The organism is Brevundimonas sp. (assembly GCF_046293315.1).
In the GTDB taxonomy this organism is placed as follows: Bacteria; Pseudomonadota; Alphaproteobacteria; order Caulobacterales; family Caulobacteraceae; genus Brevundimonas.
Genome location: NZ_JBKBPF010000004.1, coordinates 154,755 through 179,259, shown reverse-complemented (window position 1 = coordinate 179,259; position 24,505 = coordinate 154,755). Strand labels below are relative to the sequence as shown.

Genomic DNA, 24,505 nt, shown 5'->3' with positions numbered 1-24,505 from the left:
CTGGACTAGGGTGCCCGGCATGAAGGGCATCTCGAGTTTGGTTATGGCCGGGGCGGCCGCGGTCGTCATGAGCGGCGCGGCGTCGTCCAGTGCGCAGCCGGCCTCCGCAGCGTCGGGTTCGCGCGCCGCCATGCCCGCCGAGCCCGTGGTGGTGGAGCTGTTCACCGCCCAGGGCTGCGCCGGCTGTCCCGAAGCCAACGCCCTGGTGGAAACCCTGGCCAGGCGGCCGGGGGTCATCGCCCTGACCTATGCGGTGGATTACTGGGACTATCTGGGCTGGCCCGACACCTTCGCCCAGCCGGCCTTCGCTGAGCGCCAGCGGGCCTATCAGACGCGGCTGCGGCTGCGCGACGTCTACACGCCCCAGGTTATCATCGACGGCGCCCGCCACCTGCCCGGCGCCCGCACCGCCGATATCGAGACCGCTGTCGAGGAAGAAGCCGCGCGCCGGATCTTCATGCCTGAAGTGGAGTTCCGCGAGGCGGGGGACCGGGTCGGCGTGGGGTCCGGCCGCGCGCCCGAGGGCGGCGCCGAGGTCTGGCTGATCCGCTATCGCTCAACCCCCCAGGTGGTGCAGGTGGCCCAGGGCGAGAACCGGGGGCTGGAAGTGCGCCACGCCAATGTGGTGCGCGAGGTGACGCGCCTCGGGGAATGGCGCGGCCGCCCGATCCTGCTGGATCTGCCCGAGCCCTCCGAGGCCCATCTGGGCGCGGCGGTTCTGGTGCAGGCTCTGGACGACGGGCGCATTCTGGCGGCGGCGGACCGTCCCGACCCGTAGACTGAACCGCTCGACGGGACGCCCCCCGACGCCAGGCCGAACGACCGCTGGCGTCGCCATGAGCGCCTGCTAGGGTCGCGGCATGACTGATCATGACGCCCCCGTTTCCCCCGACCACCCCAACACCGAACAGATGGATGCCGCCGCCTACCGGCTGGCCGCTTTGGACCAGGACTTCATGCTGGGGGACTCCATGCGCGGGGTCCGCTTCCAGCTGGAGTACGCCAAGGCCGAGGAGCATCTGCGCGCCTGGGGTGTGCGCTCCACCATCGTGGTGTTCGGCAGCGCCCGGTTCGGCGAGAACGGCGGCGGGCGCCATGGCCACTGGTACGAGCAGGCGCGCCTGTTCGGCCGCATCGCCTCGGAGCGCGGCGGCGCCCTGTGCGACGAGGGCGGCGTTCGCGACAACGTCATCGCCACCGGCGGCGGGCCGGGGATCATGGAGGCGGCCAACCGCGGGGCCATCGAGGCCGGCGCCCCCTCCATCGGCTTCAACATCACCCTGCCCCACGAGCAGGAGCCCAACCGCTGGACCACGCCGGACCTGACGTTCCGGTTCCACTATTTCGCCATGCGCAAGATGCACCTGGCCATGCGGGCCAATGCCCTGGTGGTGTTCCCCGGCGGGTTCGGCACGCTGGATGAGCTGTTCGAGCTGTTGACCCTGCGCCAGACCGGCAAGGCGCCGCCTATCCCCATCGTGCTGTTCGACGAGGCCTACTGGCGCGCGGTGATCGGCTTCGACACCCTGATCGAGCACGGCGTCATCTCGCCGAAGGATCTGGCGCTGTTCCAGTACGCCGACGACGCCGAAGGGGTCTGGGCGGCCCTGCTGGACGGCGGCCTGCGCCCCCACCAGGACATCGCCCAGCCCTGACATGTCAGCTCTGAAACGTCACCCCTTGTCGCTCCACACGGTCTTGTAGAGGTCGAAGCGGCGGTCCCTCAGATTGCGCACCGTGCCCTGGGCCTTGGCCCAGGCCAGGTCGGACAGGTCCAGATCGGCCACGGTCACCGTCTCCACGTTCTCGGTCGCCTCGGCGGCGATGCCGTCGCGGGCGAAGGGGAAGTCGCACGGCGTCAGGATGCAGGACTGGGCGTACTGGATGTCCATGTTCTCGACGTTGGGCAGATTGCCCACATTGCCGGACAGGATGACGTAGCACTGGTTCTCGATGGCCCGCGCCTGCGAGCAGTAGCGCACCCGCAGATAGCCCTGACGGTTGTCGGTGCAGAAGGGCACGAACAGCAGGCGCGCGCCCTCGTCCACCAGCCGCCGCGCCAGTTCGGGGAACTCGGAGTCGTAGCAGATCAGCACCCCTATCGGCCCGCAATCGGTGGGGATGGCGTGGACCATGTCGCCGCCCTTGATGTTCCACCAGTGCCGCTCGTTGGGGGTCGGGTGGATCTTCTCCTGGGCGTGGACCGAGCCGTCGCGCAGGAACACGTACGCAACGTTCTGGATCTCGCCGTCCTCGGTGCGGGTGGGGTGCGAGCCGCCGATGATGTTGATGTTGTAGCTGATGGCCAGCTTGGACATCTCCTCCACGAACCGCGGCGTGTAGCGGGTCAGGGCCTCGATGGATTCGGCCGGGTTCAGCTTCTTCTCCTCAAGCGCCAGCAGCTGCAGGGTGAACAGCTCGGGGAACACCACGAAGTCGGAGCGGTAGTCCGCCGTCACGTCGACGAAATATTCGACGTTGTGCATGAACTCCTCGAACGAGGTCACGCGCCGGGCCTGGAACTGCACCGTGGCCACGCGCACGTTTTCCTTGGAGGCGAACACCGCCCCCTTGGTGCCGCGCTCTTCGGGGTAATAGGGATTGCGCCAGATCATGTGGGTGGCGTGGCCCATGGACTGGCGGTCGGCGGGCAGATAGTCCTTCAGCACCCCGATGGGCTCGAACCCGGCCCGCAGGTGGAAGGCGACCACGGGGTCCTTGGCCTTTCGCGCCGTGACCGCGTCCAGATACTCCTCGGGCTCGGGATAGGTCTTCTTCTTGCGGTCCAGCCCCGGCATGCGCCCGCCGAACACGATGCCCTTCAGCTCCAGATGCTCGCACAGCTCGCGGCGGGCGTCGTACAGGCGCTGGCCGATGCGCAGGCGCCGCGCGTCCGGGTCGACGCAGACCTCCATGCCGTAGAACCACTCGCCATTGGGATCATGGCGCGAGGCGTAGCCGCCGCCGGTGATCTCATCCCAGGTGTGGGCCCCCATGGCGGTCTTCTCGTCGATCCGGAAGCCGGCGGCGTAGCCCACCAGATCGCCCTCGTACTCGACGATGAACTGTCCCTCGCGGAACGCGGCCACCTGGCCCTGCAGCATGCCGCGGGTGTAGCCGCTGTTGCCGTAGACGCGCTGGACCAGATCATAGATGCGCGGCACATCCTTCAGCGTGGGATTGCGGATTTCGATGAGGGCGGTGCGAGCGGTTTTGGTCATGGGACTCCAGATGGGCGACGTTGGGCATCGGCCAGCTTAACCGTTAAGCAGCGGGTTGGATGCATGCCCCCTCCCGTTGCCCGTCCCCAGCGCCTATGTGAAGGCCATGACTGATCTTTCTCCCCGCGAAATCGTCTCCGAACTCGACCGCTTCATCGTGGGCCAGCACGACGCCAAGCGCGCCGTGGCCGTGGCCCTGCGCAACCGCTGGCGTCGCAAGCGCGCGCCCGAGGACATCCGCGACGAGATCACCCCCAAGAACATCCTGATGATCGGGCCCACGGGCGTCGGCAAGACCGAGATCGCCCGGCGTCTAGCCCGGCTGGCCGGCTCGCCCTTCCTGAAGGTGGAGGCCACCAAATTCACCGAGGTGGGCTATGTGGGCCGCGACGTGGACCAGATCATGCGCGATCTGGTGGAGGCCGCGCTGGTGATGGTGCGCGACGACCGCCGGGCCGGGGTCAAGGCCAAGGCCGAGGCGGCCGCCGAGGAGCGTATCCTCGACGCCCTGGTGGGCCCGGGCTCCCAGCCGGCCACCCGCGACGCCTTCAAGAAGAAGCTGCGCGCTGGCGAGATGGACGACAAGGAGATCGAGCTGGCGCTGGCCGACACCACCTCGCCGTTCCAGAACATCGACCTGCCCGGCGGGGCCGGCATGGGCGTGCTGAACCTGTCGGAGATGCTGGGCAAGATGGGCGGCGCCAAGACCAGGCCCGTCAAGCTGAAGGTCCGCGACGCCTGGGCGCCCCTGACCACCGAGGAAAGCGACAAGCTGCTGGATCAGGACAGCCTGACCCGCGAGGCGGTGATGCTGGCCGAGAACGAGGGCATCGTCTTTCTGGACGAGATCGACAAGGTGGCCGCAAAATCCGACCGCTCCGGCGCCGACGTCAGCCGCGAGGGGGTCCAGCGCGATCTGCTGCCCCTGATCGAGGGCACCACCGTGTCGACCAAGTACGGGCCGGTGAAGTCCGACCATGTGCTGTTCATCGCCTCGGGGGCGTTCCACGTGGCCAAGCCCAGCGACCTTCTGCCCGAGCTGCAGGGGCGCCTGCCGATCCGGGTCGAGCTGAAGGCCCTGACCCGCGACGACTTCAAGCGCATCCTGACCGAGCCGGAGGCCAATCTGATCCGTCAGAACCAGGCCCTGCTGGCGGCCGAGGACGTGACCCTGGTGTTCACCGAGGACGCCGTCGAGGCCATGGCCGACGCGGCGGTGGCGGCCAACGGCGCGGTGGAGAACATCGGCGCGCGGCGTCTGGTCACGGTTATCGAACGGGTGCTGGAGGAGACCAGCTTCAGGGCGTCGGACCTGTCGGGTCAGACCCTGACCTTCGACGGCGACATGGTGCGCGACAAGGTCGGCGATCTGGCGAAGAACGCCGACCTGAGCCGGTTTATCCTTTAGAGCCTGATCGGTTGAGGTGGGATCGCCTCGCGATTCCACCGATGCCGTGAATCAGGCTCTCAGGCTTTGCCGGTCAGCCCCGCCCGGAACCGCCGCCGCCGGGCGCGGCGGCCATGTCCAGCAGCTGGAGGCGGAACACCAGCACAGAGTGGGGCGGGATCTCGCCGGCCCGGCGTGCGCCGTAGCCCAGCTCGGGCGGCACATAGAGCAGCCATTCGTCGCCGACCTTCATGCGTTGCAGCGCCTCGGTCCAGCCGGGCACCACCTGTTCGGGCGTGGTGACATAGGGGGCGCCGCGCTCGAACGAGCTGTCGAAAACGGTGCCGTCGGTCAGCGACCCCTCGTAGTGGACCCGAACCAGATCGTTGCCGTCCGGGCTGGGCGCACTGTCCGGGGCGGCGGTCAGCACCTTGTACTGAAGCCCCGAGTCCAGCGTCACCACGCCGTCGGCGTCGGCGTTCCGGGCCATGAAGGCGGCGGCCCCGGCCACGCGGGCGTCGTCGTCGCCCGAGGCGCTGTCACTGCCGCCGCACGCCGCCAGCATCACGGCGGCGGCGACCCCGCTAACCCATCCGAAGCGCATAGCCGGCATCCTCAAGTCCCCTTCTGATTACATCCGCATGGTGGGCATCGCGCGTCTCCACCATGATGTCGAATTCCGCGCCCTTGGCCGGCACGTCCAGCGCCAGACGGTTGTGCACCACGTCGATGATGTTGCCGCCGGCGCCGCCGATCACGGCGCTCATCTTGGACAGCATGCCGGGGCGGTCGTCGCCGAGGATGCGGTACACCACCAGCCGCTTTTCGCGCACCATCTCGCGGTTCAGCACCACCGCCAGCATGCGGGCGTCGATGTTGCCGCCGCACAGGACCAGGCCGACCTTCCTGCCCTTGAACCGCTCCGGGAAGCGCAGCAGGGCCGCCAGACCGCCGGCCCCCGCGCCCTCGGCCACGGTCTTCTCAAGGGTGACGTAGAAGGCCACGGCCTTCTCGAAATCCTCTTCGTCCACCACCAGCACGTCGTCCACCAGCGGGGCGGCGAGGGCGAACGTGATGTCGCCCACCGCCTTGATGGCGATGCCCTCGGCGATGGTCTGGCCGCCACATCTGGCGGTCTCGCCCTTACGGCGCGCGGAGAAGGAAGGGTACATCGCCGCCTCCACCCCGATGATCTCGATGTCCGGCCTGATGGCTTTCGCCGCGATGGCGCAGCCGGCGATCAGACCGCCCCCCCCGATGGGGATGACGAGGCAATCCAGATCCGGCGCGTCCTCAAGAAACTCCAGCGCGCAGACCCCCTGCCCCGCCACCACGCCCTCGTCGTCGAAGGCCGAGATGAAGATGTAGCCCTCGTCCTCCACCAGTTGTCTCGCGTGGGCGCTGGAGCCGGAAAAGTCATCGCCCTCGATGACCACGGTGGCCCCATGGGCGCGCGTGCCGTCGGCTTTCACGAAGGGCGTGCCGTGGGGCATGACGATGGTGACGGGCACGCCCAGGCGACCGCCATGATAAGCCAGGGCCTGGGCGTGATTGCCCGCCGAGGCGGCCACGACGCCGCGCCGGCGCTCATCCGAGGTCAACTGCAGCAGCCGGTTCAGGGCGCCCCGCTCCTTGAACGAGCCGGTGAAGTGCAGATTGTCGTACTTCACCCAGACCTCTGCGCCGGTCAACTGGGACAGGCGGCGGGAATGGCGGACAGGGGTCCGGTCCACCTGGCCGGCGATGCGCTGCTGCGCGGCCCGGATATCCTCGACGGTGACGGCCATTGGTCTTGCTGAGCCTTTTTCGCTGGCGGCGCCTGCCGCGGGGCGACGCTTATCGGTTTCGGGAGGCGGCGGAAAGCACTCTCGCGGGCTCTTCACCAAGCCTTCGCAACCTTGACCGTGGTGAATGTGTTAAGGGGTGTGCTGTTCGCGCGTCACGAGAGGATTTCGCCATGCAAGCCGCCAGTTTCGTCAGGATCGCCGCCGTTTCGGCCCTGGGCGCCGCCACCCTGGCCGCCTGTGCGCCGACACCCGGGCCCGGCCCGATCCCCGGAGGCGGCGGCCTGTCGGCCAGCTTCAGCGCGGCGGACTTCGCCTGGTCGGCCCAGTCCGGCGTCTCGGCCATCGAAGGCCGCGTGGCGGGTTCGGCTTGCGCCGGCTCGGTCGGCCTTACGCCCGAAACGCCCTACACCCGCCATCGCTTCCTGAACCTCTATGGATCGCTGGACCGGGCCGCGCTGCCCGCCTCGGAAGTCCGCGCCCGCAGCGTCGGGGAAGCCAGCGCCGACTATCGCGGCTATGTGCGCGACACCACGTGCGACGCCCAGGGTCGGTTCAGGTTCGATGACCTGCCGCAGGGGGGCTGGTTCATCATCGCTCCGGTGCGCCAGGGGTCTGGTGAGACCGTCGTTCTGATGCGGCGGGTCCAGACCGGCCCGCGCGGGGCCGTCAACGTCACTCTGGAATAGGCACAAGCGCCGCGATGGCGGCGAAAGGAGACTTCCCAATGTCGCGTCTTTCGCCGTTAACCACGATCTGCGCCGCATCCGTTGCGAGCGTGGCGCTCGTTTCCGCCCAGTCTGCACAGGCGCAGTCCGGCCATTACGGCTACGACAACCGCGGCCACGGTCACGAACGGCGCGCGCCGACATGGTGGGATCAACGGGACCGTCCGGGGGACTATCGTTGCGACGCCTACTGGGACGCCAACCGCACTGACTGTCATGAACGCTGGCGCGATCAACGGCCGCGCCACGTCGACAACCGAGGCTACCGGGATCAGGGGCATTACGGCTACGGACACCCGGGTTACGCACAGCGCCATGATTATCAGCTCTACGCCTCGACTGTGCGCGGCCCCAATGTGTGGCCGGGCGCCTACGGTCGGCCGGACCTGGTTTATCCCGGTGCGGGATACGGTCAGGCCGGCGGGCGCGACGCCCGTCGTGTGGACTGGTGCCGCGCGACCTATCGCTCCTATGATCCGGGCAGCGGCTATTATCGCGCCTACAGCGGACGGCTGGTCTATTGCGGCTGACGAACACAAACCCTTGATGGCGTAAGGGTTTGGCGAGCGCCGTTCGCCATCAAATGGACGTATCCGCCCGTCTTGAGTGCCCGGGTCCCCACATGGGGCCTGTACTCAAGGGGAGCGCGTTCATGTCCCAGCACAACATCGTCGGGTCCGAAGCTTTCGAAAAGGCGCCGTTTGTCTATGTCCGCAAGGTCAGACCCGGCGGCCTGAGACGACGCCGCGCCCGGACCGCCCTTGCCTTCCTGGCCGGCGCGGCTGTGGCCGTGGGACTGGGCGCCGTGGCCACAGTGCTGGCCTTCGGTCCGGCGGTCGGAGTTAGCTAGACGGACTAACCAAGGCCGACATAATTCACAAAGAATATTACAGTCTGTCATAAAACATTCATGTCGCAATCTCTTTACAGCGGCATGAATTGGCGCAGTCTGCTCCGAACCCGGAGTTATCTCGGGATTGGAGGAGATGCCCATGCGTACATTCATGCCTTTTGCGGCGGCTATGGCCGTCGCCCTTTCCGCCCCCTTCGCGGTCCTCGCACAGGAACATCAGACCGCGCCTGCAAACGGCTCGGAGGCGCGGTTCGAGCGCGCGGCCTATGTCTGCGCGACGGATGAAGCGACCCGTCGCTCGTTCGAGCGGGAGTATGGCGCCGCGCCGGTCTTCGTGACGGCCGAGGAAGCCCTGGCGGCCGCAGCATCCGGCGAACGCTGGACGACGCCACGATGCATGACCGAAGCCCAGCACGCGCGCCTGGAGCGCCTTCGTGGCCAGACCGCGCTCAAGAACTGAAAAAGCGGATCACCAAATGAAAAGGGCCGCGTCTCACGACGCGGCCCTTGTCGTATCGATCCGAAGTTCGAAGCCTATTCGATGTCTTCGTTCAGCAGGCCGACCTTGTAGAAGGCGTTGGCTTGCAGGGTGTTCATGACTTCCATGAAGCGCTCGTACGTCACTTCCGGGTTGGCGCGGACAAACACGCGCTCTTCACGGGGGTTCGGCACGTTCAGCGCGGCGTTCAGCGCCGGGATCAGGTTCTCCAGGGTGGTTTGCTCGTCCACCACGTAAAGAGAGGTTTCGTCCTGAATCGAGATGAACACCGGCTCCTTGAGCTCTTCACCCGGAGCCGGCGGCGAGGCCGGCGGCAGGTCCAGGCGGATGGACACGGTCGCCAGAGGCGCGGCCACCATGAAGATGATCAGCAGGACGAGCATGACGTCCACGAACGGCGTCACGTTCATGTCCGAGTTCAGCTCTTCAACCTTGCCGCCTTGTTGTTTGAGTTTGGCCGCCATACGCAGATATCTCCGGTCGGGCCCGCGGTGAAAGAGGAGTGCGGGCGAACTTGAATGCGTTTCGGACAGTGTCTTGGCGTCCGCCGCCGCGCTTGTAAAGCGGTCAGGGGGTGAAGAATGTTCCCGAAAGCGAAATTCCTCGTCGCGAGGGAATGAATCCACCCGGGGCGCGCCTTTCGCCGGCGCCATGCGGCGCCTAACTGGAAGGTCCCCCACCGCCGGAGCGCCGCCATGCAGACCATCAGGACCCCCGACATCGAGATTCCCGCCCTGGGCTTCGGCACCTACCAGCTGGAGCCGGCGGACGCCCGGCGCATGGTGGCCGAGGCCCTGCGCATCGGCTACCGCCACGTGGACACGGCCTTCATCTACAAGAACGAGGAGGGCGTCGGCCAGGGCATCGCAGATTCGGGCGTGGCGCGCGACGACGTCTTTCTGACCACGAAAATCTGGGTGACCAATTTCCGCGATGGCGATCTGCAGCGTCAGGCCGGGGAGAGCGCGCAGCGTCTGGGGCAGGTCCCGGACCTGCTGCTGCTGCACTGGCCCAAGCCGGAACCGGCGCTGGAAGAGACCATCAAGGCGCTGAATGACGCCCGCGCCCGTGGCTTTGCGAAGAACATCGGCCTGTCCAACTTCCCCTCGGCCCTGTTCCGCGAGGCCGCCGCCCTGTCCGAGGCGCCGCTGGTGACCAATCAGGTCGAGTACCATCCCTATCTGTCCCAGAAGACCCTGATCGAGACCGCGCGCGCTCTGGGATCGTCCATCACCGCCTGGTCGCCGCTGGCCCAGGGCAAGATCGCCGACGATGCGGTCATCGCCGAAATCGGCAAGGCCCATGGCAAGACGCCGGGACAGGTGACCCTGCGCTGGGTCGTGCAGCAGGGCGTCATCGCCATTCCCAAGACTGCCAGCGAAAAGCGCGCGGCCGAGAACCTGGACATCTTCGATTTCGAGCTGACCGCCGACCAGATGGCCCGCATCCACGGCCTGGCCCATCCGGGCGGGCGCATCGGCGACTGGATTGATCCCGCCTTTGAATGGGATCAGGATACCTCCCAACAATAAGACAGACCCTTAGGGAGGGTTCGACCATGGGCTCCGTCCTGGGATTTCCCGGGGCCGATCCGGCCGACGCGGCCATCGGCGCCCGGCTGAGACGCTGGCGGGACCAGCGCGGCGTGGATCTGGAGGCGATGGCGCAGGCCCTGCAGATCGCGCCCGAGGAGATGCGACGGGTCGAGGCGGGCCGGGCGCATCTGGATTCGGTGCAACTGGGCGTGGCCACGCGGCACCTGCACCTGCCGGTCTGGGCCCTGGTGTCCGACACGCGGGCTTATTGATAGCGGGTGACAGGCCGCGCCTGTCCGCCTAATCGGTGGACATGGCCTACAAGTCCCTGCGCGATTTCATCGACATGCTGGAAGCCCGGGGCGAGCTGGTGCGGGTGTCCGAACCCGTGTCCACCGTCCTGGAGATGACCGAGATCCAGACCCGGCTGCTGCGAAACGGCGGCCCGGCGGTGATCTTCGAAAAGCCCGTCATGCCCGACGGCTCGGTCAGCCCCATCCCCTGCCTGGTCAATCTGTTCGGCACGGTGAAGCGGGTGGCCATGGGCGTCACCCTCGAGAACAAGCAGCGCACCACCGCCGCCGAACTGCGCGAAGTGGGCGAGCTGCTGGCCTTCCTGAAGAACCCCACCCCGCCGCGCGGACTGTCCGACGCCATGGAGATGCTGCCGCTGGCCCGCACCGTCATGGGCATGCGCCCGAAGACGGTGAAGAAGGCTCCGGTGCACGAGGTGGTGCTGACGGGCGACGACATCGACCTGACCAGCCTGCCCATCCAGACCTGCTGGCCCGGCGAGCCCGCGCCCCTGATCACCTGGGGGCTGGTGGTCACCAAGGGACCGTCGGATGCGGCCGAGGACGACTTCAACCTGGGCATCTACCGCATGCAGGTGCTGGGCAAGGACAAGGCCATCATGCGCTGGCTGGCGCACCGGGGCGGGGCGCAGCATTACGCCCGGCACCGCAAGGCCGGAAAGCGCGAGCCCCTGCCCGCCGCCGTGGTGCTGGGCGCCGATCCCGGGACCATTCTGGCGGCGGTGACGCCGGTGCCGGACACCCTGAGCGAATATCAGTTCGCCGGGCTGATGCGCGGCGCCAAGGCCGAGCTGGTCCCCTGCAAGACCGTGCCCCTGATGGTCCCGGCCCAGGCCGAGATCGTGCTGGAGGGTCATGTGCTGCTGGACGAGCACGCCGAGGAAGGCCCCTACGGCGACCACACCGGCTACTACAACTCGGTCGAGACCTTCCCCGTCTTCCAGGTCAGCGCCATCACCATGCGCCGCGACCCCATCTATCTGACCACCTTCACCGGCCGGCCGCCGGACGAGCCTTCGGTGCTGGGCGAGGCGCTGAACGAGGTGTTTATCCCCCTGCTGCAGGCCCAGTTCCCCGAGATCACCGACTTCTGGCTGCCGCCGGAGGGCTGCAGCTACCGCATCGCCGTGGTCTCCATGAAGAAGGCCTACCCGGGCCACGCCAAGCGGGTGATGCTGGGCGTGTGGAGCTATCTGCGCCAGTTCATGTACACCAAATGGATCATCGTGGTGGATGACGACATCGACGCGCGGGACTGGAAGGACGTCATGTGGGCGGTGTCCACCAAGATGGACCCGGCGCGCGACATCACCGTGATCGAGAACACCCCCATCGACTATCTGGACTTCGCCTCGCCCGAGAGCGGGCTGGGCTCCAAGATCGGTCTCGACGCCACCGACAAGCTGCCGCCCGAGACAAGGCGCGAGTGGGGCGAGGAAATCCGCATGGAGACCGAGGTTGTGGAGCGGGTGAACGCGATGTGGGATCGGCTGGGACTGCCAGGCGACGGCGCGCCGATCTGGAAGTAAGGCGCCTGCCCCTCGCAATTCCGCAAAGCGTTACTATATCAAGGTGATGAACCATCGTCTCACCACCGTCGAACGCGCCTATCAACTCGCCGAAAGCGGCGAATTCGCCAATGTCGGGGAGATCAAGCGGCGGCTGAGCTCTGAAGGCTTTTCCGACGTCCAGGGGCAGTTGTACGGCTCGTCGATCACCTCCGCCCTGAAGAAGCTGTGTGACAAGGCGCGGGCGGACATGCCGGCCGAGAAGGACGTCGACGCGGTCTGACAATCCGGGCCTGAAGGGCTAGAAGGCTCTATCGTCCGGCCCGGCCGGAGCTTCGAGAGCGCCCCATGCGTCCAACTGCCTGGCTCTGCGCCGCGTCCCTTCTGTTTGCGAGTCCCGTCATGTCCCAGTCGCCGTCCGTTCCCAACGCCGCGCCGTGGGATCAGCAGTTCCTGCCGCCCGCACCCGAATGGAACGGCGCCAGCCGGTCATTGATGCGCGAGGCGTCCGACCCCTGGGTGACGGCGTTCGAGGCGGACCCGGAGCATGATTTCAGCCCCACCTACGCCGACACCCGGGCCTGGTTCGACCGGCTGGACGCGGCCTCGGACCTGATCCGCATCGAGCAGTTCGGAACCTCGCCGGAGGGACGGCCCATCTATGCGGTGATCGCATCGAAGGACGGCGCCGCGTTTGATCCGTCGAAGCCGGTTCTGCTGGCCCAGGCCGGCATCCATCCGGGCGAGATCGACGGCAAGGACGCGGGCATGATGCTGCTGCGCGACATCGCCTTCTACGGCCGCGACGACCTGCTGGACCGGGTCAATCTGATCCTGATCCCGATCCTGAGCGTGGACGGCCACGAGCGGACCAGCGCCCATTCCCGGCCCAACCAGCGCGGACCGCGCCTGCAGGGCTGGCGCCATACGGCCTCCAACCAGAACCTGAACCGCGATTTCGTCAAGCTGGACCAGGCCGAGATGCGCGCGGTCATGGGCCTGATCCAGCGCTATCAGCCGGACCTGTATCTGGACATCCACGTCACCGACGGCATCGATTATCAGTACGACGTCACCTACTGCTACAACGGCGAGAACGGCGTCTGGTCGCGCTCGCCGGCCACCGCCCAATGGCTGGACGACGCCTTCAAACCGGCCATGAACGCCGCGCTGCAAGCCCAGGGCCACATCCCCGGCGAACTGGTCTTCGCGGTGGACGACCGCAATCCGCGCGCCGGCCTGTCGGACGGCGGGCTGGGCGAGCGCTTCTCCAACGGCTGGGGCTCGGCGGCCCATGTGCCCACCATCCTGATCGAGAACCACAGCCTGAAGCCCTTCGACCAGCGGGTGCTGGGGACCTATGTGTTCATCGAGACGGCCATGCGCCTGCTGGCCGACCATGGCGACGACCTGCGGGTGGCGGTGACGCAGGACCGCGCCCTGCGCCCGTCGGAGATCCTGGCCAATTTCGTGCCGACCGAGGAGCCGGTGGCGACCCGGGAGTTCCTGGGCATCCGCTATGAAACCTGGGAAAGCGCTGCGTCGGGGCGGTCGGAGATCCGCTGGCTGGGCCAGCCGGACCCCGAGCCCTGGATGATGCCGTTCTACGGCTCGCGCCCCACCCTGACCCTGGCGCGCCCCGAGGCCTACTGGGTGCCGTCGTGGCGCGCCGACATCATCGAGCGCCTGCGCCTGCACGGGGTGCGGATGGAGGTGCTGGACGCCCCGCGCACGGTCCCGGTGCAGATGCTGCGCCTCGGGGACCCGCGGGTCTCCGGGCGCACCAGCGAGGGCCATGTGCCGATCACCGTCGAGACGGTGACCACAGAGGACCGGGACTGGACCTTCCCCGCCGGATCGGTGCGCGTGCCGACCGACCAGCCCCTGGGCGATCTGGTGGTGCTGGCGCTGGAGCCGCAATCATCCGAGAGCTTCTTCGCCTGGGGCATGTTCCCGGAAATCCTGAACCGGGTGGAGTACATGGAGGCCTACGCCATCGCGCCGCTGGCCGAGCGCATGCTGGAGGCCGATCCGGAGCTTCGCGCCGCCTTCGAGGCGCGGGTGGCCGAGGACGCGGCGTTCGCCGCCGACGGCGACGCGCGGCTGGCCTGGTTCTATGAGCGGACGCCCTTCTACGACGACCGCTATCGCCTTTATCCCATTGGAAGGGAGGTCCGCTGATGGACCTGTTCACCACCGCCGTTCAGGAGTCCGCCCGCGCCGCCGCCCTGTGGGGCGGCCTGCTGATCCTGCTTTTGATCACCCTGTCGGGTCTGGTGGTGCGCCAGCGCCAAAGGCTGCGGATCGGCTATGGCGACGGCGAGTCGCCGGAGCTGATGGGCGCCTCGCGGGCTTTCGGCAATGCCGCCGAATATGCGCCGGCGGCCATGGGCGGGCTGGCGCTCATGGCGCTGGTGGGGGTCACGCCCTGGCTGGTCCATGTGGTGGGCGCAGTGTTCCTGCTGGGCCGACTGATCCACGCGTTCGGCCTGTCCCGGTCGGTGGGGGCCACCCGGGCGCGGGTCGTCGGCATGATGCTGACCTATGTCCCCCTGCTGGTGCTGGCCGTGGTGCTGATCGCCTACGCCGTGCCCTGACGCCGGTTGCGGGCGGGCGGGCGACCGGCCATATCGGGGCATGGCTGATGCTTCCCTCCCCACCGCCGACATCCTGAACGACATTCTCTCCGCCGCGCTGAAGGCCGGGGCCGACGCCGCCGAGGCGGTGCACGCGGACCGGCGCACCCTGTCGCTGGGCGTGCGCAAAGGCGCGCTGGAGGAGGTGGAGCGCGAGGAATCCCGCGATCTGGGCCTGAGGGTGTTCGTAGGCCGTCGTCAGGCGACGGTCTCGGCCTCGGACCTGTCACCCGCGACCCGCGACCGGCTCGTGGAGCGGGCCGTGGCCATGGCGCGGCTGGCGCCCGAGGATCCCTATGCGGATCTGGCGCCCCGGGATCGGCTGGCCCAGGGACCCCACCGCGACCTGGACCTGTTCGACCCCACAGAATGCACGGCCGAGGCGCTGGAAGCCGCTGCGCGCGAGGCCGAGGACGCTGCCCGGGCCACGCCGGGGGTGTCCATCTCCGAAGGCGGCAGCGCCACATGGTCCGCCGGCGACTGGCGGCTGGTCACCTCGCACGGTTTCGACGGGGCGCACCGGGGCAGCAGCTTCTCGCTCGGCGTCGGCGTCATCGCCGCCCGGGACGGCGCCAAGGAGCGGGGCAGCGAACACCGGTCCGTTCGTCACCTGTCGGACTTGCCGGGCGCCGGGGCCATCGGCGCCCTGGCCGGGCAGCGGGCCGTGGCGCGGCTGGGCGCGCGCAAGATCGCCTCCACCACCGCCCCGGTGATCTTCGAGAACCGTCTGGCGGCGCAGGTGATCTCGCCCTTCGTCCAGGCCATGGCCGGGACCGCGGTGACCCGCGGCGTGTCCTTCCTGAAGGATCGACTGGGCCAGCAGGTGCTGTCTGACGCCGTGACCCTGATCGACGACCCGTTCCGGCCGCGCGGGCTGGGCTCCACCCCCTTCGATGACGAGGGCGTGGTGGTGGAGCGGCGCGAACTGATCTCGGCGGGGGTGATCAACGGCTGGATGCTGAACACGGCCTCGGCGGCCCAGCTCGGTCTGCAGACCACCGGCCACGCCTCGCGCGGTCTGGCTGGGCCGTCCGGCGTCTCGGGCCACAACCTCCATCTCGCGCCGGGCGCGCGTGATCTGAAGGGGCTTATGGCCGACGCGAAGACCGGACTTCTGGTTACGTCCATGTTCGGACCCTCGCTGAACCCCAATACCGGCGACTGGTCGGCCGGGGTGTCGGGATTCTGGTTCGAGGATGGCGAGATGGCTTATCCGGTCAGCGAGATCACCGTGGCCGGCAACCTCCTGGCCCTGGCCGGACGGCTGGTGGTGGGATCGGACCTGGAGTTCCGTGGGTCGTTCAACAGCCCATCCCTGCTGATCGACGCGGTGGCCATCGCGGGGAAATGACGCTCGCCGCCGATCTGGACCTGCTGACGGCCGCGGCGATCGAGGCCGGCGCCCTGGCCGTGCGCCACCGGGCGCAGGGCCTGACGATCCAGTCCAAGCCCGGCGGCTCGCCGGTGACCGATGCGGATATGGCCGTGGACGGCTGGCTGCGCGAGCACCTGACGGCGGCCCGACCCGACCATGGCTGGCTGTCCGAGGAGACGGCGGACAACGCCGACCGGCTGTCGCGGCGGCGCATCCTTGTGGCCGATCCCATCGACGGCACCGTGGCCTTCATGAAGAACAAGCCCTGGTGGAGCGTGGCCCTGGCCATGGTCGAGGACGGCCGTCCCGTGGCGGCGGTGATCCACGCCCCGGACCTGAACGAGACCTTCGCGGCGGTGGAGGGCGGCGGCGCCCGTCTGAATGGGCAGCTGATCGCGGCGTCCGAGACCTCCGTGCTGGAGAACGCCTCGGTGCTGACCGGCGCGGGGCTGCTGGAGAGCCCGAAATGGCCCGAGCCGTGGCCGCCCATGCGGGTGGAGAACCGCAACTCTCTGGCCTATCGCATGGCGCTGGTGGCGTCCGGCGCCTTTGACGCCGCCATGGCCCTGACGCCCAAGTGGGACTGGGACGTGGCGGCCGGAGCCCTGATCGCGGCGGAGGCGGGCGCGACGGTCAGCGACCATCACGGCCGGCCATGGCGGTTCAACCGGCCCGATCCGCGGCAGGCCAGCCTGATCTGCGCCGCCCCGGCCCTGCATCCGTTGATAATCCGGCGCTGTCAGCCTATTCCGCTGGCCAACTGAACCGCCATTCAAAGGACGGGCAAACAATGCCTCAGGAAATCGAGAACACCCAGCTGCTGCACATCGTGTTCGGCGGCGAGCTGCGCGATCTGAACGGGACCGCGTTCCGCGACCTGTCCCAGGTCGACTTCGTCGGCGCCTTCCCGAACTACGAGGAAGCCCGCAAGGCGTGGAAGGCCAAGGCGCAGCAGACCGTGGACAACGCCCATATGCGCTACTTCATCCTGCACGCCCACCGCATGATCGATCCTCGAAACGATCAACGGGGCGACGAGGCCGCGTCAAAGGCGTAGGATCACGCCATGACAATGTTTGGAACAACCCTGGACGGCCAGCAGCTGTTCGGCCTCATCTCGCTTCTGACCCTGCTCGCCTTCTGGGTTCTGGTCTGGCGGCGGGAACGCCAGTCCATGCGCTGGTTCCGCGCGTGGGCGACGCGGCGGCAGGCCGAACGTCAGGCCCGCGAGGGCGGTTCGGGCCGGGACTCCGGATCCCACGGCGGGCCGTGGGGCTGACCGCCCACGCCTTGACTTCGCCGCCCTGACGTCGGACCGGAAGCCATGACCGTGACCCCGCCCGAGGCGCGACAGCCGCTGCGCCCCCTGCTGGCGCGCATCTGGCGCGACTACCTGTCGGAGCGAAAGGGCCGGCTGGCCCTGGCCATGCTGTGCGCGGCCGTAACGGCCGGGACCACCGCCCTGATCCTGCGGCTGCTGGAACCGGCGGTGAACGGGCTGTTCGTGGATCAGGACCCCAACGCTTTGTGGATGATCCCCGCCGCCATCGCCGGGGTGGGCGTGATCCGGGGCGCCGCCGCCATCGGCCAGGCCAATCTGGTCAACCGCCTCGGCCACGGGGTGGTCGGCGAGATCCAGAGCCAGCTGTTCGCCCGCATGATCCGCGCCGACCTGGCCCGCCTGCGGGCCCAGCATTCCGGCGGGTTCGTCTCGTCGGTGCTGTTCGACGCCAATCTGGTGCGCGAGGCCTTCACCACCGGCACGGTGAGCTACACCCAGCACGGCCTGACCCTGATCGCCCTGATCGCCTCCATGATCTGGATCGACCCCATGCTGGCGCTGGTGGTGCTGTGCGGCATGCCGGCGGTGAACCTGGTGCTGCGGCGCTTCTCGAAAAAAGCGCGCAAGGCGGCCGTGGGGGCCATGGCCGAGACCACGGTGCTGTCCACCGCCCTGATGGAGAACCTGGACGGGGTCCGGCTGGTCAAGATCGAGAACCGCGAGGACGCCGAGGACGCCCGGGTGGGCGAGGTCATCGCCCGGCGCCAGCGCTTCGTCATCAAGGGCGCCAACGCCAAGGCCTTCTCGGGCCCCACCAGCGAGATGGTGGCCATGTTCGTGGTCGCCGCGGTGCTGTCCTATGCCGGCTGGCGCTCGCAGCAGGGCGAGATGAACGTGGGCGAGTTCACCGCCTTCATCGGCATCCTGCTGGCCGCAGCCCAGTCGCTGCGCAATCTGAGCAATCTACAGACCGTGCTGGCCGAAGGGCTCACGGCGGCCCGGCGTCTGTTCGAGGCCCTCGACATCCAGCCCGAAATCCGAGAGGCGGCCGAGCCGGTCGATCTGCCGGCGGGACCCTGCGAGGTCCGGTTCGAGGGGGTCAGCTTCGCCTATTCCCAGGCCGCCCCCACCCTCAGCAGCGTGGACATCCGGGTCAGCCCCGGCGAGACCGTGGCCCTGGTCGGCCCGTCCGGCGGGGGCAAGAGCACCATCCTGAGCCTGCTGCCCCGGTTCTATGACGTCACCGGCGGCGCGGTGCGGGTCAATGGAATCGATGTGCGGGATATGGCGTTGAAAGGCCTGCGCGACCGCATCGCCCTGGTGACCCAGGAGCCGTTCCTGTTCGACGAGACCATCGCCTTCAACATCGCCTACAGCCGCCCGGACGCCACCCGGGACGAGATTGAGGCGGCGGCGCGGGCGGCGGCGGCCCATGAGTTCATCACGGCCCTGCCCGAGGGATACGACACCCGCGCCGGCGAGGCGGGGCTGCGCCTGTCCGGCGGCCAGCGCCAGCGCATCGCCATCGCCCGGGCCTTCCTTAAGGATGCGCCGATCCTGTTGCTGGACGAGGCCACCAGCGCCCTGGACACCGAGAGCGAAGCGCTGGTGCAGGTGGCGCTGGAGCGGCTGATGCAGGGCCGCGCCACCCTGATGATCGCCCACCGCCTGTCCACGGTTCAGAACGCGGACCGCATCTATGTGATCGATGCGGGACGCGTGGTGGAGGAAGGCGCGCACGCAGAGCTGGTGGGGCGCGGCGGTCTCTACGCGCGCCTGGCGCGCCAGCAGTCCCTCGACGCCGCGCCGGACGAGGCGAGGTCGTGAGGCCAATCCGCCATCCGGGGGTCCAGGCGGTTCTCAGCCGGCTCATGGCCGGCTGGATGCGGCTGTGTCTCGGCACCATCCGCTGGCGGCACGAGAATCGCGAGCTGGTGGAAGACATCTGGGCCGAGGGCGGCCCGGTCATCGTCGCCTTCTGGCATTCGCGACTGGCGCTGGCGCCGGCGGGCTGGGACCACGGGCGCGGCCAGCCGCTCAGGGTGATGATCTCCCTGTCGCCGGACGGCCAGTTCATCGCCGACGCCGTGGCGCGGCTGGGCTTCCCCGCCATTCGCGGCTCGTCCCAGAAGCGGGAGGACCCGGCGAAGGCCAAGGGCGGCTCGCAGGCCCTGCGCGATGCGCTGAAATGGTTGAAGTCCGGCGGCGCGGTGGCCCTGACGCCCGATGGGCCCCGGGGGCCGGTTCGCCAGATGGGTGAAGGCTTGCCGGTCATGGCGCGCATGTCGGGGGCGCCGGTCCTGTTGCTGGGGCTGGCCTGCCGGCCCGCCGTGCGCCTGAACAGCTGGGACCGGGCGATGCTGCCCCTGCCCTTCGGGCGCGGGGCGGTGGTGTGGGACCGGGTCGAGATCGGGCGCGACACGGACCCGGCCGACGTGGTGGCGGACTGGACGGCGCGGCTGACGGCGGTCGAGGCGCGCGCCGACGCCCTGGCGCGCGGCTGATGGCCCTGGCCCTGAAAGCCTATGGCGTGGTGACGGGCTGGGTGGAGCCGCTGGCGCCGCGCCTGCTGGCGGCCCGCGCCCGGCGGGGCAAGGAGGATGCGGGGCGGCTCAATGAGCGGCTGGGGCGGCCGTCGATCCCGCGCCCGTCCGGTCCGCTGGTGTGGCTGCACGGGGTCAGCGTGGGTGAGAGTCTGTCCCTGTTGCCGGTGATCGGGCGGCTGCGAGCCGAGCGGTCGGACGTAGCGATTCTGGTCACCTCGGGCACCGTGACCTCCGCGCGCATCCTGGCCGAGCGCCTGCCGCCGGACGTCATCCATCAGTACGCGCCGGTGGACGGACCGTTGGCCACCGCACGGTTCCTGAACCACTGGCGGCCGTCGCTGGGGGTGCTGGTGGAGAGCGAGCTGTGGCCCAATCTGATCGGGGCGGCGCAGGCGCGGGGTGTGAAGCTGGCCCTGATCAGCGCACGCATCACGGACAGGACGGCGCAGGGGTGGGGCCGCCTGCCCGGGGCGGCGCGGGACCTGCTGGCGGCGTTCGACCTGATCCTGCCCCAGGACGACGCCTCGGCCGCGCGGGTCGAGGCGCTGGGCGGGCGGGTGCAGGGGCGGGCCAATCTGAAGCTGGCGGGCGGGCCCCTGACCCACGCCAAGGGCGCCTTCGACCAGCTGAGCGCCGCCATCGGGGATCGATCGGTGGTGCTGGCGGCCAGCACCCATCCGGGCGAGGAGCGGGCCATCGCCAGGGCGCTGGATGCCCTGGAGGAGCCGCCGTTCGTGATCCTCATGCCGCGCCATCCGGAGCGGGGCGGTGGGCTGATCCAGACCCTGCGGGCCGAGGGGCGCGCCGTGGCCATGCGCTCGTCGGGTGAGGCCATTGCGGCGGACACCACCGTGTATCTGGCCGACACCCTGGGGGAGATGGGGCTGTTCCTGGCCCTGGCCGACGTGGTGATCATGGGCGGCTCGTTCGGGCCGGTGATCGGCCATGCGGGCGCGGGGGGGCACAATCCGCTGGAGCCCGCGCGGCTGGGCAAGCCCACGGTCTGCGGCCCGGACATGGCCAACTGGCCCGACGTGGCGGCCGATCTGGAGCGGGCCGGCGGCCTGATCCGGGTGGAGCGGGTCGAGCAGCTGGCGCCTGTGATCTCGCCCTTGCTGGATGATCCGGTGAAGGCGCGGGCTGCGGGCGAGCGGGCCCGCCGCGCGGCCCAGGCGGCGGATGCGGGACTGGACCGGCTGTGGAGCCATCTGGCGCCCCTGCTGCCCCCCGGGAGAGCGCCATGAAGCTGAACACGCCGCGCTGGTGGTACGTGCGCGATGGCGCGCCGTCGCCGGTCATTCGCACGCTGTTGAAGCCCCTGTCCTGGCTGTGGGCCGGGGCGACGGCGCGGCGCATCGCAGGGACCGTCCCGGTAGATCCGGGCGTGGCGGTGATCTCGGTGGGCAACCTGACCGTGGGCGGCTCGGGCAAGACCCCGGTGGCGCGCGAGGTGCTGCGTCTGTTGCGGGACAAGGGCCTGGAGGCTCACGGCCTGACGCGGGGCTATGGCGGGCGGCTGGCGGGCCCGGTGCGGGTGGATCCCGCCCAGCACGCCGCCGGGGATGTGGGCGACGAGCCCCTGCTCCTGTCCAGCGTGGCCCCGGTGTGGGTGGCCAAGGACCGCCCCGCAGGCGCGCGGGCGGCGGCGGAGGCCGGCGCTGCGGTCGTGGTCATGGACGACGGCCATCAGAACCCGACCCTGCAGAAGGCCTTCTCCCTGATCGTGGTGGACGGGGAGACGCGCGGCGGCGAGTGGCCGTTCGGGGACGGGGCGGTGTTCCCGGCCGGACCCATGCGCGAGCCCCTGCGGGCCGGGCTGGCGCGGGCCGATGCGGTGGTGGTGCTTTTGCCCGCCGACCTGCCGAGCGCGGATCAAGAATTGTTGAACCTGTTCAAAGACAAGCCGGTGTTCATCGCTCGGCTGGAGGCGGCCGCGTCGCCGCCCCCGGGGCCTCAGCTGGGCTTTGCGGGCATCGCCAAGCCGTGGAAGGTGGAGCGGGCCCTGAAGGCGGCCGGCTGCGAGCTGATCGACTTCGCCGCCTTCCCCGACCATGCGGCCTTCGCCGAGGGCGACCTCAAGGCGCTGGCGGCCCGGGCGGCGGACCAGGGCGCGGGGCTGGTCACCACCGAGAAGGACTGGGTCCGCTTGCCGCCGGCGTGGCGGGGCCGGGTCACGCCGTGGCCGGTGCGGGCGCGATTCGAGGATGAGGCGGGCTTTCTCACCGTGCTTGGCGGTTCCGGAATTCAGATTCCGGATGGAAAAAACACCGTCTGAATTGTCCGAATTGTCCGAAATCGGACCCCCGACTTCAGATTCGGGACCCGAAAAAACAGTGTCCGAATTGTCCGAATTGTCTGAAATCCCCCGCACCGGGTCCCGCCCGGCGCGCGCCCTTCCGGCGCTATTATAAGGCGCCCCGGAGGGTGGGGGATGAAAAATAGTTCGGCCCCTGTTCAGGCCCCCAGAACCGCCCGCGCGGCCCTGGCGTCCGCGTCGATCTGGGCCTTGAGGGCGTCGAGGCCGTCGAAGGTCGCCTCGGGGCGCAGGAAGGCGATCAGGTCGGTCTCCAGCGTCTGGCCGTAGAGGTCGCCTGAGAAATCGAACAGCCAGGCCTCCAGCATCGGTTCCTCGGTGCGGAACATGGGCCGCACGCCCAGGCTGGAGACGCCGTCGACCACCCGGCCGTCAGGCAGGCAGGTGCGGGTGGCGTAGACCCCGTAGGCCGGGCGCATGTAGTCGCCCAAGGCCATGTTGGCGGTGGGCACGCCGATCTCGCGGCCGCGCTTGTCGCCGTGGATCACCTCGGCCTGGATGGCGAAGGGACGGCCCAGGATGGCGGCGGCGCGGTCCATGTCGCCGGCCTTGAGCGCCTCGCGCACTGCGCTGGACGACAGCTTGAGCCCGTCGGCGTCGTCCACCCGCTGGGCGGCCGAGACGGTGAAGCCCATCTCGCGACCATAGTCGGCCAGGGCCTGGGGCGAGCCGGAACGGCCCTTGCCGAAGGTGAAGTCGAAACCCACCGCCGCGTGGACGATGCCCAGACCCTGATGCAGCACCTGATCCGCGAAGTCGCGGTCGCTCATCCCCGCCATCTCGGCGTCGAAGGCCAGCAGATAGAGCCGGTCCACGCCCAGCGGCGCCAGGGCTCGGGCCATCTGGTCCGGCGTCATCAGGCGAAAGGGCGCGGCCTCGGGCTGGAAGAAGCGACGCGGGTGGGGATCGAAGCTGACCACGGCCAGCGAGGCGTTCAGCCGGTCGGCCGCCGTCTTCGCCTCGGCGATCACCGCCTGATGGCCCCGGTGGACCCCGTCGAAGGCGCCGACCGCCACCGCCGCGCCCCGATCATCGGCAGGCAGGGCGCGCCAGTCGGTGATCAGGCGGACGGGCAAGTCAGTCCTTCGCCGGACGACGACGGCGGGGGACGCGGACGATCGCCTCGCCGCCCATGATGAAGTCGTCGCCGATATAGCCCTCGGTCTTCAGCGTCACCCGCGCCGATTCCAGATCGACGGCGGCCACGGTGACGCGCGCGGTGACCTTGTCGCCGATGCGCACCGGCTTTTCGAAGGCCAGGCTCTGATGCAGGTAAATGGCCCCGGCGCCGGGCAGGATGGTGCCCACCACCGCCGAGCCGAACGAGGCCGACAGCAGGCCGTGGGCGATGCGGCCGCGATAGGCGGTCTTCGACGCGAACGCCTCGTCCATGTGCACGGGGTTGAAGTCATCCGAGGCGTCGGCGAACTGCTGGATGCGCTGCTCGGTCATCTCGACGGTTTTTTCAGCGGTCATGCCGACGTGCAGTTCGTCGAGGATGTAGCCGCCAGAGGGGTGCGCCCCCACAAGTTTTGTCTCAGTCATGGGGGTGATCTAGCGCCGGACGCGCCGCTTGGCGAGCCTCACCAGGCCAGGTCGAGCATCGTGTAGCGGGCGTAGGTGGTCTCGGCCCTCAGAAGCGCGCCCGCCTTGGCCGCATCGACCCGGCCGTCGGGCCCCTGCGCCGTGGCCCCGTGGATGCCCGCGGCCACGAACAGACAGTCCAGCCCCTGGCCGTTGGCGCCCATGACGTCGGTGACCACCCCGTCGCCCACGCACAGGACGCGGGACCGGTCGGCGTTGGCGCCCAGCAGGGTCTCGGCCTCCTTCATGGCAAGGTCGTAGATCGGTCCGAACGGCTTGCCGGCCATGGTTACGCGCCCGCCGAGGGTTTCGTAGAGATCGGCCAGCGAACCGGCGCAGTAGATCAACTGGTCGCCGCGTTGCACCACCCGGTCGGGGTTGGCGCAGACCATCTCCAGATCGCGCGCGGCGGCCTTCGACAGCGCCTCGCGATAGTCCTGTGGCTGTTCGGTGGTGTCGTCGAACAGGCCGGTGCAGCAGATGAAGCGGGCGTCGTCGGGCCCCTCGGCCACGGCCACGCCGGTTCCCTCATAAAGCGCCATGTCCCGGTCCGGGCCCAGAGCCCAGACGGGACCGGGGGCGCGGCGGCTGAGTTCGGCGCGGGTGGCGTCGCCGGAGGTGACGAAGGCGTCCCAGGCCGTGCGGGGCACGCCCAGGCCGTCCAGTTGCGGCAGGACGGCCAGTGACGGGCGCGGGGCGTTGGAGACCAGCACCACCTTGCCGCCGCCCTCACGAAAGCGGATCAGGGCGTCCAGCGCCGGGGCGAAATGCTCGCGGCCGTTATGGATCACGCCCCAGACGTCGCACAGCAGGACGTCGTAGTCGGCGGCCACGGCGCGCAGGCCGTCGATGGGATGGGGCAGGATCTGGATGTTCATGTCTCGGGGGTAGGCGCCCACGGGGGTTGCGTCAACGCGGAACCGGATGCGCGCCCGCGCC

At 69.2% G+C, this 24,505-nt stretch carries 28 protein-coding genes; 21 read left to right on the top strand and 7 right to left on the bottom strand.

Translation table 11 applies throughout. From position 1 onward, the window contains the following. Positions 1–19: 19 nt before the first annotated feature. Together ACK4SE_RS05250 and ACK4SE_RS05245 are read left to right on the top strand one after the other, a co-directional pair. Positions 20–778 (top strand): DUF1223 domain-containing protein, encoded by a 759-nt coding sequence (locus ACK4SE_RS05250; RefSeq protein WP_409689489.1) that lies wholly within the window; start codon positions 20–22, stop codon positions 776–778. 82 nt (positions 779–860) lie between these two features. Then, on the top strand, positions 861–1,655 hold the full coding sequence (locus ACK4SE_RS05245; protein WP_409689486.1) for a TIGR00730 family Rossman fold protein: 795 nt from the start codon (positions 861–863) through the stop codon (positions 1,653–1,655). A gap of 18 nt (positions 1,656–1,673) precedes the next feature. Here ACK4SE_RS05245 and ACK4SE_RS05240 read toward each other — a convergent pair whose 3' ends face one another. Next, positions 1,674–3,221 (bottom strand): GNAT family N-acetyltransferase, encoded by a 1,548-nt coding sequence (locus ACK4SE_RS05240; protein ID WP_409689484.1) that lies wholly within the window; start codon positions 3,219–3,221, stop codon positions 1,674–1,676. A 106-nt stretch (positions 3,222–3,327) separates the two neighbouring features. Here ACK4SE_RS05240 and hslU point away from each other — a divergent pair, with 106 nt between their 5' ends. Continuing rightward, positions 3,328–4,629 carry an ATP-dependent protease ATPase subunit HslU gene (gene hslU / locus ACK4SE_RS05235; RefSeq protein WP_409689481.1) on the top strand — a complete coding sequence of 434 codons (1,302 nt, stop codon included), beginning with the start codon at positions 3,328–3,330 and terminating at the stop codon, positions 4,627–4,629. 73 nt (positions 4,630–4,702) lie between these two features. On the opposite strand, the gene ACK4SE_RS05230 is transcribed toward hslU, so the two are convergent. Next, positions 4,703–5,212 carry an FKBP-type peptidyl-prolyl cis-trans isomerase gene (locus ACK4SE_RS05230; protein ID WP_409689478.1) on the bottom strand — a complete coding sequence of 170 codons (510 nt, stop codon included), beginning with the start codon at positions 5,210–5,212 and terminating at the stop codon, positions 4,703–4,705. Next, on the bottom strand, positions 5,193–6,395 hold the full coding sequence (locus tag ACK4SE_RS05225) for a threonine ammonia-lyase (RefSeq protein ID WP_409689476.1): 1,203 nt from the start codon (positions 6,393–6,395) through the stop codon (positions 5,193–5,195). Before ACK4SE_RS05225 ends, ACK4SE_RS05230 begins: the two co-directional genes overlap by 20 nt. A 170-nt stretch (positions 6,396–6,565) precedes the next feature. Here ACK4SE_RS05225 and ACK4SE_RS05220 point away from each other — a divergent pair, with 170 nt between their 5' ends. From ACK4SE_RS05220 to ACK4SE_RS05205, 4 genes are all read left to right on the top strand, one after another. Next, positions 6,566–7,081 (top strand): hypothetical protein, encoded by a 516-nt coding sequence (locus ACK4SE_RS05220; protein WP_409689474.1) that lies wholly within the window; start codon positions 6,566–6,568, stop codon positions 7,079–7,081. A gap of 89 nt (positions 7,082–7,170) precedes the next feature. Then, positions 7,171–7,650 carry a BA14K family protein gene (locus ACK4SE_RS05215; protein WP_409689471.1) on the top strand — a complete coding sequence of 160 codons (480 nt, stop codon included), beginning with the start codon at positions 7,171–7,173 and terminating at the stop codon, positions 7,648–7,650. Between the two features lie 122 nt (positions 7,651–7,772). Further along, a complete protein-coding gene (locus ACK4SE_RS05210) occupies positions 7,773–7,970 on the top strand; it encodes a hypothetical protein (protein ID WP_409689468.1) in 198 nt (65 codons plus the stop codon). A gap of 172 nt (positions 7,971–8,142) precedes the next feature. After that, a complete protein-coding gene (locus ACK4SE_RS05205; RefSeq protein WP_409689465.1) occupies positions 8,143–8,433 on the top strand; it encodes a hypothetical protein in 291 nt (96 codons plus the stop codon). A gap of 74 nt (positions 8,434–8,507) precedes the next feature. Here the strand turns inward: ACK4SE_RS05205 and ACK4SE_RS05200 are convergent, their stop codons facing one another. Continuing rightward, positions 8,508–9,125 carry a biopolymer transporter ExbD gene (locus tag ACK4SE_RS05200; RefSeq protein ID WP_409689462.1) on the bottom strand — a complete coding sequence of 206 codons (618 nt, stop codon included), beginning with the start codon at positions 9,123–9,125 and terminating at the stop codon, positions 8,508–8,510. Positions 9,126–9,167: 42 nt separating this feature from the next. Here ACK4SE_RS05200 and ACK4SE_RS05195 point away from each other — a divergent pair, with 42 nt between their 5' ends. From ACK4SE_RS05195 to lpxK, 14 genes are all read left to right on the top strand, one after another. After that, on the top strand, positions 9,168–10,004 hold the full coding sequence (locus ACK4SE_RS05195) for an aldo/keto reductase (RefSeq protein WP_409689459.1): 837 nt from the start codon (positions 9,168–9,170) through the stop codon (positions 10,002–10,004). A 26-nt stretch (positions 10,005–10,030) separates the two neighbouring features. Beyond that, positions 10,031–10,279: a helix-turn-helix domain-containing protein gene (locus tag ACK4SE_RS05190; protein ID WP_409689456.1), complete on the top strand. Its 249-nt coding sequence runs from the start codon at positions 10,031–10,033 to the stop codon at positions 10,277–10,279. Positions 10,280–10,320: 41 nt separating this feature from the next. Further along, on the top strand, positions 10,321–11,850 hold the full coding sequence (locus ACK4SE_RS05185) for a UbiD family decarboxylase (RefSeq protein ID WP_409689453.1): 1,530 nt from the start codon (positions 10,321–10,323) through the stop codon (positions 11,848–11,850). Positions 11,851–11,896: 46 nt separating this feature from the next. Next, positions 11,897–12,112, top strand: coding sequence for a hypothetical protein (locus ACK4SE_RS05180; protein ID WP_409689451.1), 216 nt, complete (start codon positions 11,897–11,899; stop codon positions 12,110–12,112). A gap of 119 nt (positions 12,113–12,231) precedes the next feature. Next, the gene (locus ACK4SE_RS05175) at positions 12,232–14,010 is read left to right on the top strand and encodes a M14 family metallopeptidase (protein ID WP_409689449.1); all 1,779 of its coding nucleotides are present in this window, start codon (positions 12,232–12,234) and stop codon (positions 14,008–14,010) included. Further along, positions 14,010–14,426 (top strand): MAPEG family protein, encoded by a 417-nt coding sequence (locus ACK4SE_RS05170; RefSeq protein WP_409689447.1) that lies wholly within the window; start codon positions 14,010–14,012, stop codon positions 14,424–14,426. The genes ACK4SE_RS05175 and ACK4SE_RS05170 overlap by 1 nt, the downstream gene beginning before the upstream one ends. A 40-nt stretch (positions 14,427–14,466) precedes the next feature. Continuing rightward, positions 14,467–15,816, top strand: coding sequence for a TldD/PmbA family protein (locus tag ACK4SE_RS05165; protein WP_409689445.1), 1,350 nt, complete (start codon positions 14,467–14,469; stop codon positions 15,814–15,816). Then, complete coding sequence (locus ACK4SE_RS05160; RefSeq protein WP_409689444.1) at positions 15,813–16,604, top strand: 3'(2'),5'-bisphosphate nucleotidase CysQ; 792 nt, start codon at positions 15,813–15,815, stop codon at positions 16,602–16,604. The genes ACK4SE_RS05165 and ACK4SE_RS05160 overlap by 4 nt, the downstream gene beginning before the upstream one ends. 26 nt (positions 16,605–16,630) lie before the next feature. After that, positions 16,631–16,897, top strand: a complete 267-nt coding sequence (locus tag ACK4SE_RS05155) for a DUF4170 domain-containing protein (RefSeq protein ID WP_409689442.1) — start codon at positions 16,631–16,633, stop codon at positions 16,895–16,897. A gap of 15 nt (positions 16,898–16,912) precedes the next feature. After that, positions 16,913–17,119, top strand: coding sequence for a hypothetical protein (locus ACK4SE_RS05150; protein WP_409689440.1), 207 nt, complete (start codon positions 16,913–16,915; stop codon positions 17,117–17,119). 45 nt (positions 17,120–17,164) lie between these two features. Beyond that, entirely contained in the window at positions 17,165–18,949 is a 1,785-nt protein-coding gene (locus ACK4SE_RS05145; protein WP_409689438.1) for an ABC transporter ATP-binding protein, read from the top strand. Continuing rightward, the gene (locus ACK4SE_RS05140) at positions 18,946–19,626 is read left to right on the top strand and encodes a lysophospholipid acyltransferase family protein (protein WP_409689436.1); all 681 of its coding nucleotides are present in this window, start codon (positions 18,946–18,948) and stop codon (positions 19,624–19,626) included. The genes ACK4SE_RS05145 and ACK4SE_RS05140 overlap by 4 nt, the downstream gene beginning before the upstream one ends. Then, on the top strand, positions 19,626–20,912 hold the full coding sequence (locus ACK4SE_RS05135) for a 3-deoxy-D-manno-octulosonic acid transferase (protein WP_409689434.1): 1,287 nt from the start codon (positions 19,626–19,628) through the stop codon (positions 20,910–20,912). The genes ACK4SE_RS05140 and ACK4SE_RS05135 overlap by 1 nt, the downstream gene beginning before the upstream one ends. Then, positions 20,909–21,943, top strand: coding sequence for a tetraacyldisaccharide 4'-kinase (gene lpxK, locus ACK4SE_RS05130; RefSeq protein WP_409689432.1), 1,035 nt, complete (start codon positions 20,909–20,911; stop codon positions 21,941–21,943). Before ACK4SE_RS05135 ends, lpxK begins: the two co-directional genes overlap by 4 nt. 179 nt (positions 21,944–22,122) lie before the next feature. On the opposite strand, the gene ACK4SE_RS05125 is transcribed toward lpxK, so the two are convergent. The 3 genes from ACK4SE_RS05125 to ACK4SE_RS05115 are packed head-to-tail and all read right to left on the bottom strand — an operon-like array spanning position 22,123 to position 24,444. Next, positions 22,123–23,058, bottom strand: a complete 936-nt coding sequence (locus ACK4SE_RS05125; RefSeq protein WP_409689430.1) for a bifunctional riboflavin kinase/FAD synthetase — start codon at positions 23,056–23,058, stop codon at positions 22,123–22,125. Between the two features lies 1 nt (position 23,059). Further along, positions 23,060–23,527 carry a MaoC family dehydratase gene (locus tag ACK4SE_RS05120; protein ID WP_409689428.1) on the bottom strand — a complete coding sequence of 156 codons (468 nt, stop codon included), beginning with the start codon at positions 23,525–23,527 and terminating at the stop codon, positions 23,060–23,062. A gap of 38 nt (positions 23,528–23,565) precedes the next feature. After that, a complete protein-coding gene (locus ACK4SE_RS05115; RefSeq protein WP_409689426.1) occupies positions 23,566–24,444 on the bottom strand; it encodes a TIGR01459 family HAD-type hydrolase in 879 nt (292 codons plus the stop codon). Between the last annotated feature and the right edge of the window lie 61 nt (positions 24,445–24,505).

Coding starts and splice junctions, on each gene's coding strand:
- ACK4SE_RS05250 (WP_409689489.1), top strand. CDS start 20: ATGAAGGGCATCTCGAGTTTGGTTATGGCCGGGGCGGCCGCGGTCGTC.
- ACK4SE_RS05245 (WP_409689486.1), top strand. CDS start 861: ATGACTGATCATGACGCCCCCGTTTCCCCCGACCACCCCAACACCGAA.
- ACK4SE_RS05240 (WP_409689484.1), bottom strand. CDS start 3,221: ATGACCAAAACCGCTCGCACCGCCCTCATCGAAATCCGCAATCCCACG.
- hslU (WP_409689481.1), top strand. CDS start 3,328: ATGACTGATCTTTCTCCCCGCGAAATCGTCTCCGAACTCGACCGCTTC.
- ACK4SE_RS05230 (WP_409689478.1), bottom strand. CDS start 5,212: ATGCGCTTCGGATGGGTTAGCGGGGTCGCCGCCGCCGTGATGCTGGCG.
- ACK4SE_RS05225 (WP_409689476.1), bottom strand. CDS start 6,395: ATGGCCGTCACCGTCGAGGATATCCGGGCCGCGCAGCAGCGCATCGCC.
- ACK4SE_RS05220 (WP_409689474.1), top strand. CDS start 6,566: ATGCAAGCCGCCAGTTTCGTCAGGATCGCCGCCGTTTCGGCCCTGGGC.
- ACK4SE_RS05210 (WP_409689468.1), top strand. CDS start 7,773: ATGTCCCAGCACAACATCGTCGGGTCCGAAGCTTTCGAAAAGGCGCCG.
- ACK4SE_RS05205 (WP_409689465.1), top strand. CDS start 8,143: ATGGCCGTCGCCCTTTCCGCCCCCTTCGCGGTCCTCGCACAGGAACAT.
- ACK4SE_RS05200 (WP_409689462.1), bottom strand. CDS start 9,125: ATGGCGCCGGCGAAAGGCGCGCCCCGGGTGGATTCATTCCCTCGCGAC.
- ACK4SE_RS05195 (WP_409689459.1), top strand. CDS start 9,168: ATGCAGACCATCAGGACCCCCGACATCGAGATTCCCGCCCTGGGCTTC.
- ACK4SE_RS05190 (WP_409689456.1), top strand. CDS start 10,031: ATGGGCTCCGTCCTGGGATTTCCCGGGGCCGATCCGGCCGACGCGGCC.
- ACK4SE_RS05185 (WP_409689453.1), top strand. CDS start 10,321: ATGGCCTACAAGTCCCTGCGCGATTTCATCGACATGCTGGAAGCCCGG.
- ACK4SE_RS05180 (WP_409689451.1), top strand. CDS start 11,897: ATGAACCATCGTCTCACCACCGTCGAACGCGCCTATCAACTCGCCGAA.
- ACK4SE_RS05175 (WP_409689449.1), top strand. CDS start 12,232: ATGTCCCAGTCGCCGTCCGTTCCCAACGCCGCGCCGTGGGATCAGCAG.
- ACK4SE_RS05170 (WP_409689447.1), top strand. CDS start 14,010: ATGGACCTGTTCACCACCGCCGTTCAGGAGTCCGCCCGCGCCGCCGCC.
- ACK4SE_RS05165 (WP_409689445.1), top strand. CDS start 14,467: ATGGCTGATGCTTCCCTCCCCACCGCCGACATCCTGAACGACATTCTC.
- ACK4SE_RS05160 (WP_409689444.1), top strand. CDS start 15,813: ATGACGCTCGCCGCCGATCTGGACCTGCTGACGGCCGCGGCGATCGAG.
- ACK4SE_RS05155 (WP_409689442.1), top strand. CDS start 16,631: ATGCCTCAGGAAATCGAGAACACCCAGCTGCTGCACATCGTGTTCGGC.
- ACK4SE_RS05150 (WP_409689440.1), top strand. CDS start 16,913: ATGTTTGGAACAACCCTGGACGGCCAGCAGCTGTTCGGCCTCATCTCG.
- ACK4SE_RS05145 (WP_409689438.1), top strand. CDS start 17,165: ATGACCGTGACCCCGCCCGAGGCGCGACAGCCGCTGCGCCCCCTGCTG.
- ACK4SE_RS05135 (WP_409689434.1), top strand. CDS start 19,626: ATGGCCCTGGCCCTGAAAGCCTATGGCGTGGTGACGGGCTGGGTGGAG.
- lpxK (WP_409689432.1), top strand. CDS start 20,909: ATGAAGCTGAACACGCCGCGCTGGTGGTACGTGCGCGATGGCGCGCCG.
- ACK4SE_RS05120 (WP_409689428.1), bottom strand. CDS start 23,527: ATGACTGAGACAAAACTTGTGGGGGCGCACCCCTCTGGCGGCTACATC.
- ACK4SE_RS05115 (WP_409689426.1), bottom strand. CDS start 24,444: ATGAACATCCAGATCCTGCCCCATCCCATCGACGGCCTGCGCGCCGTG.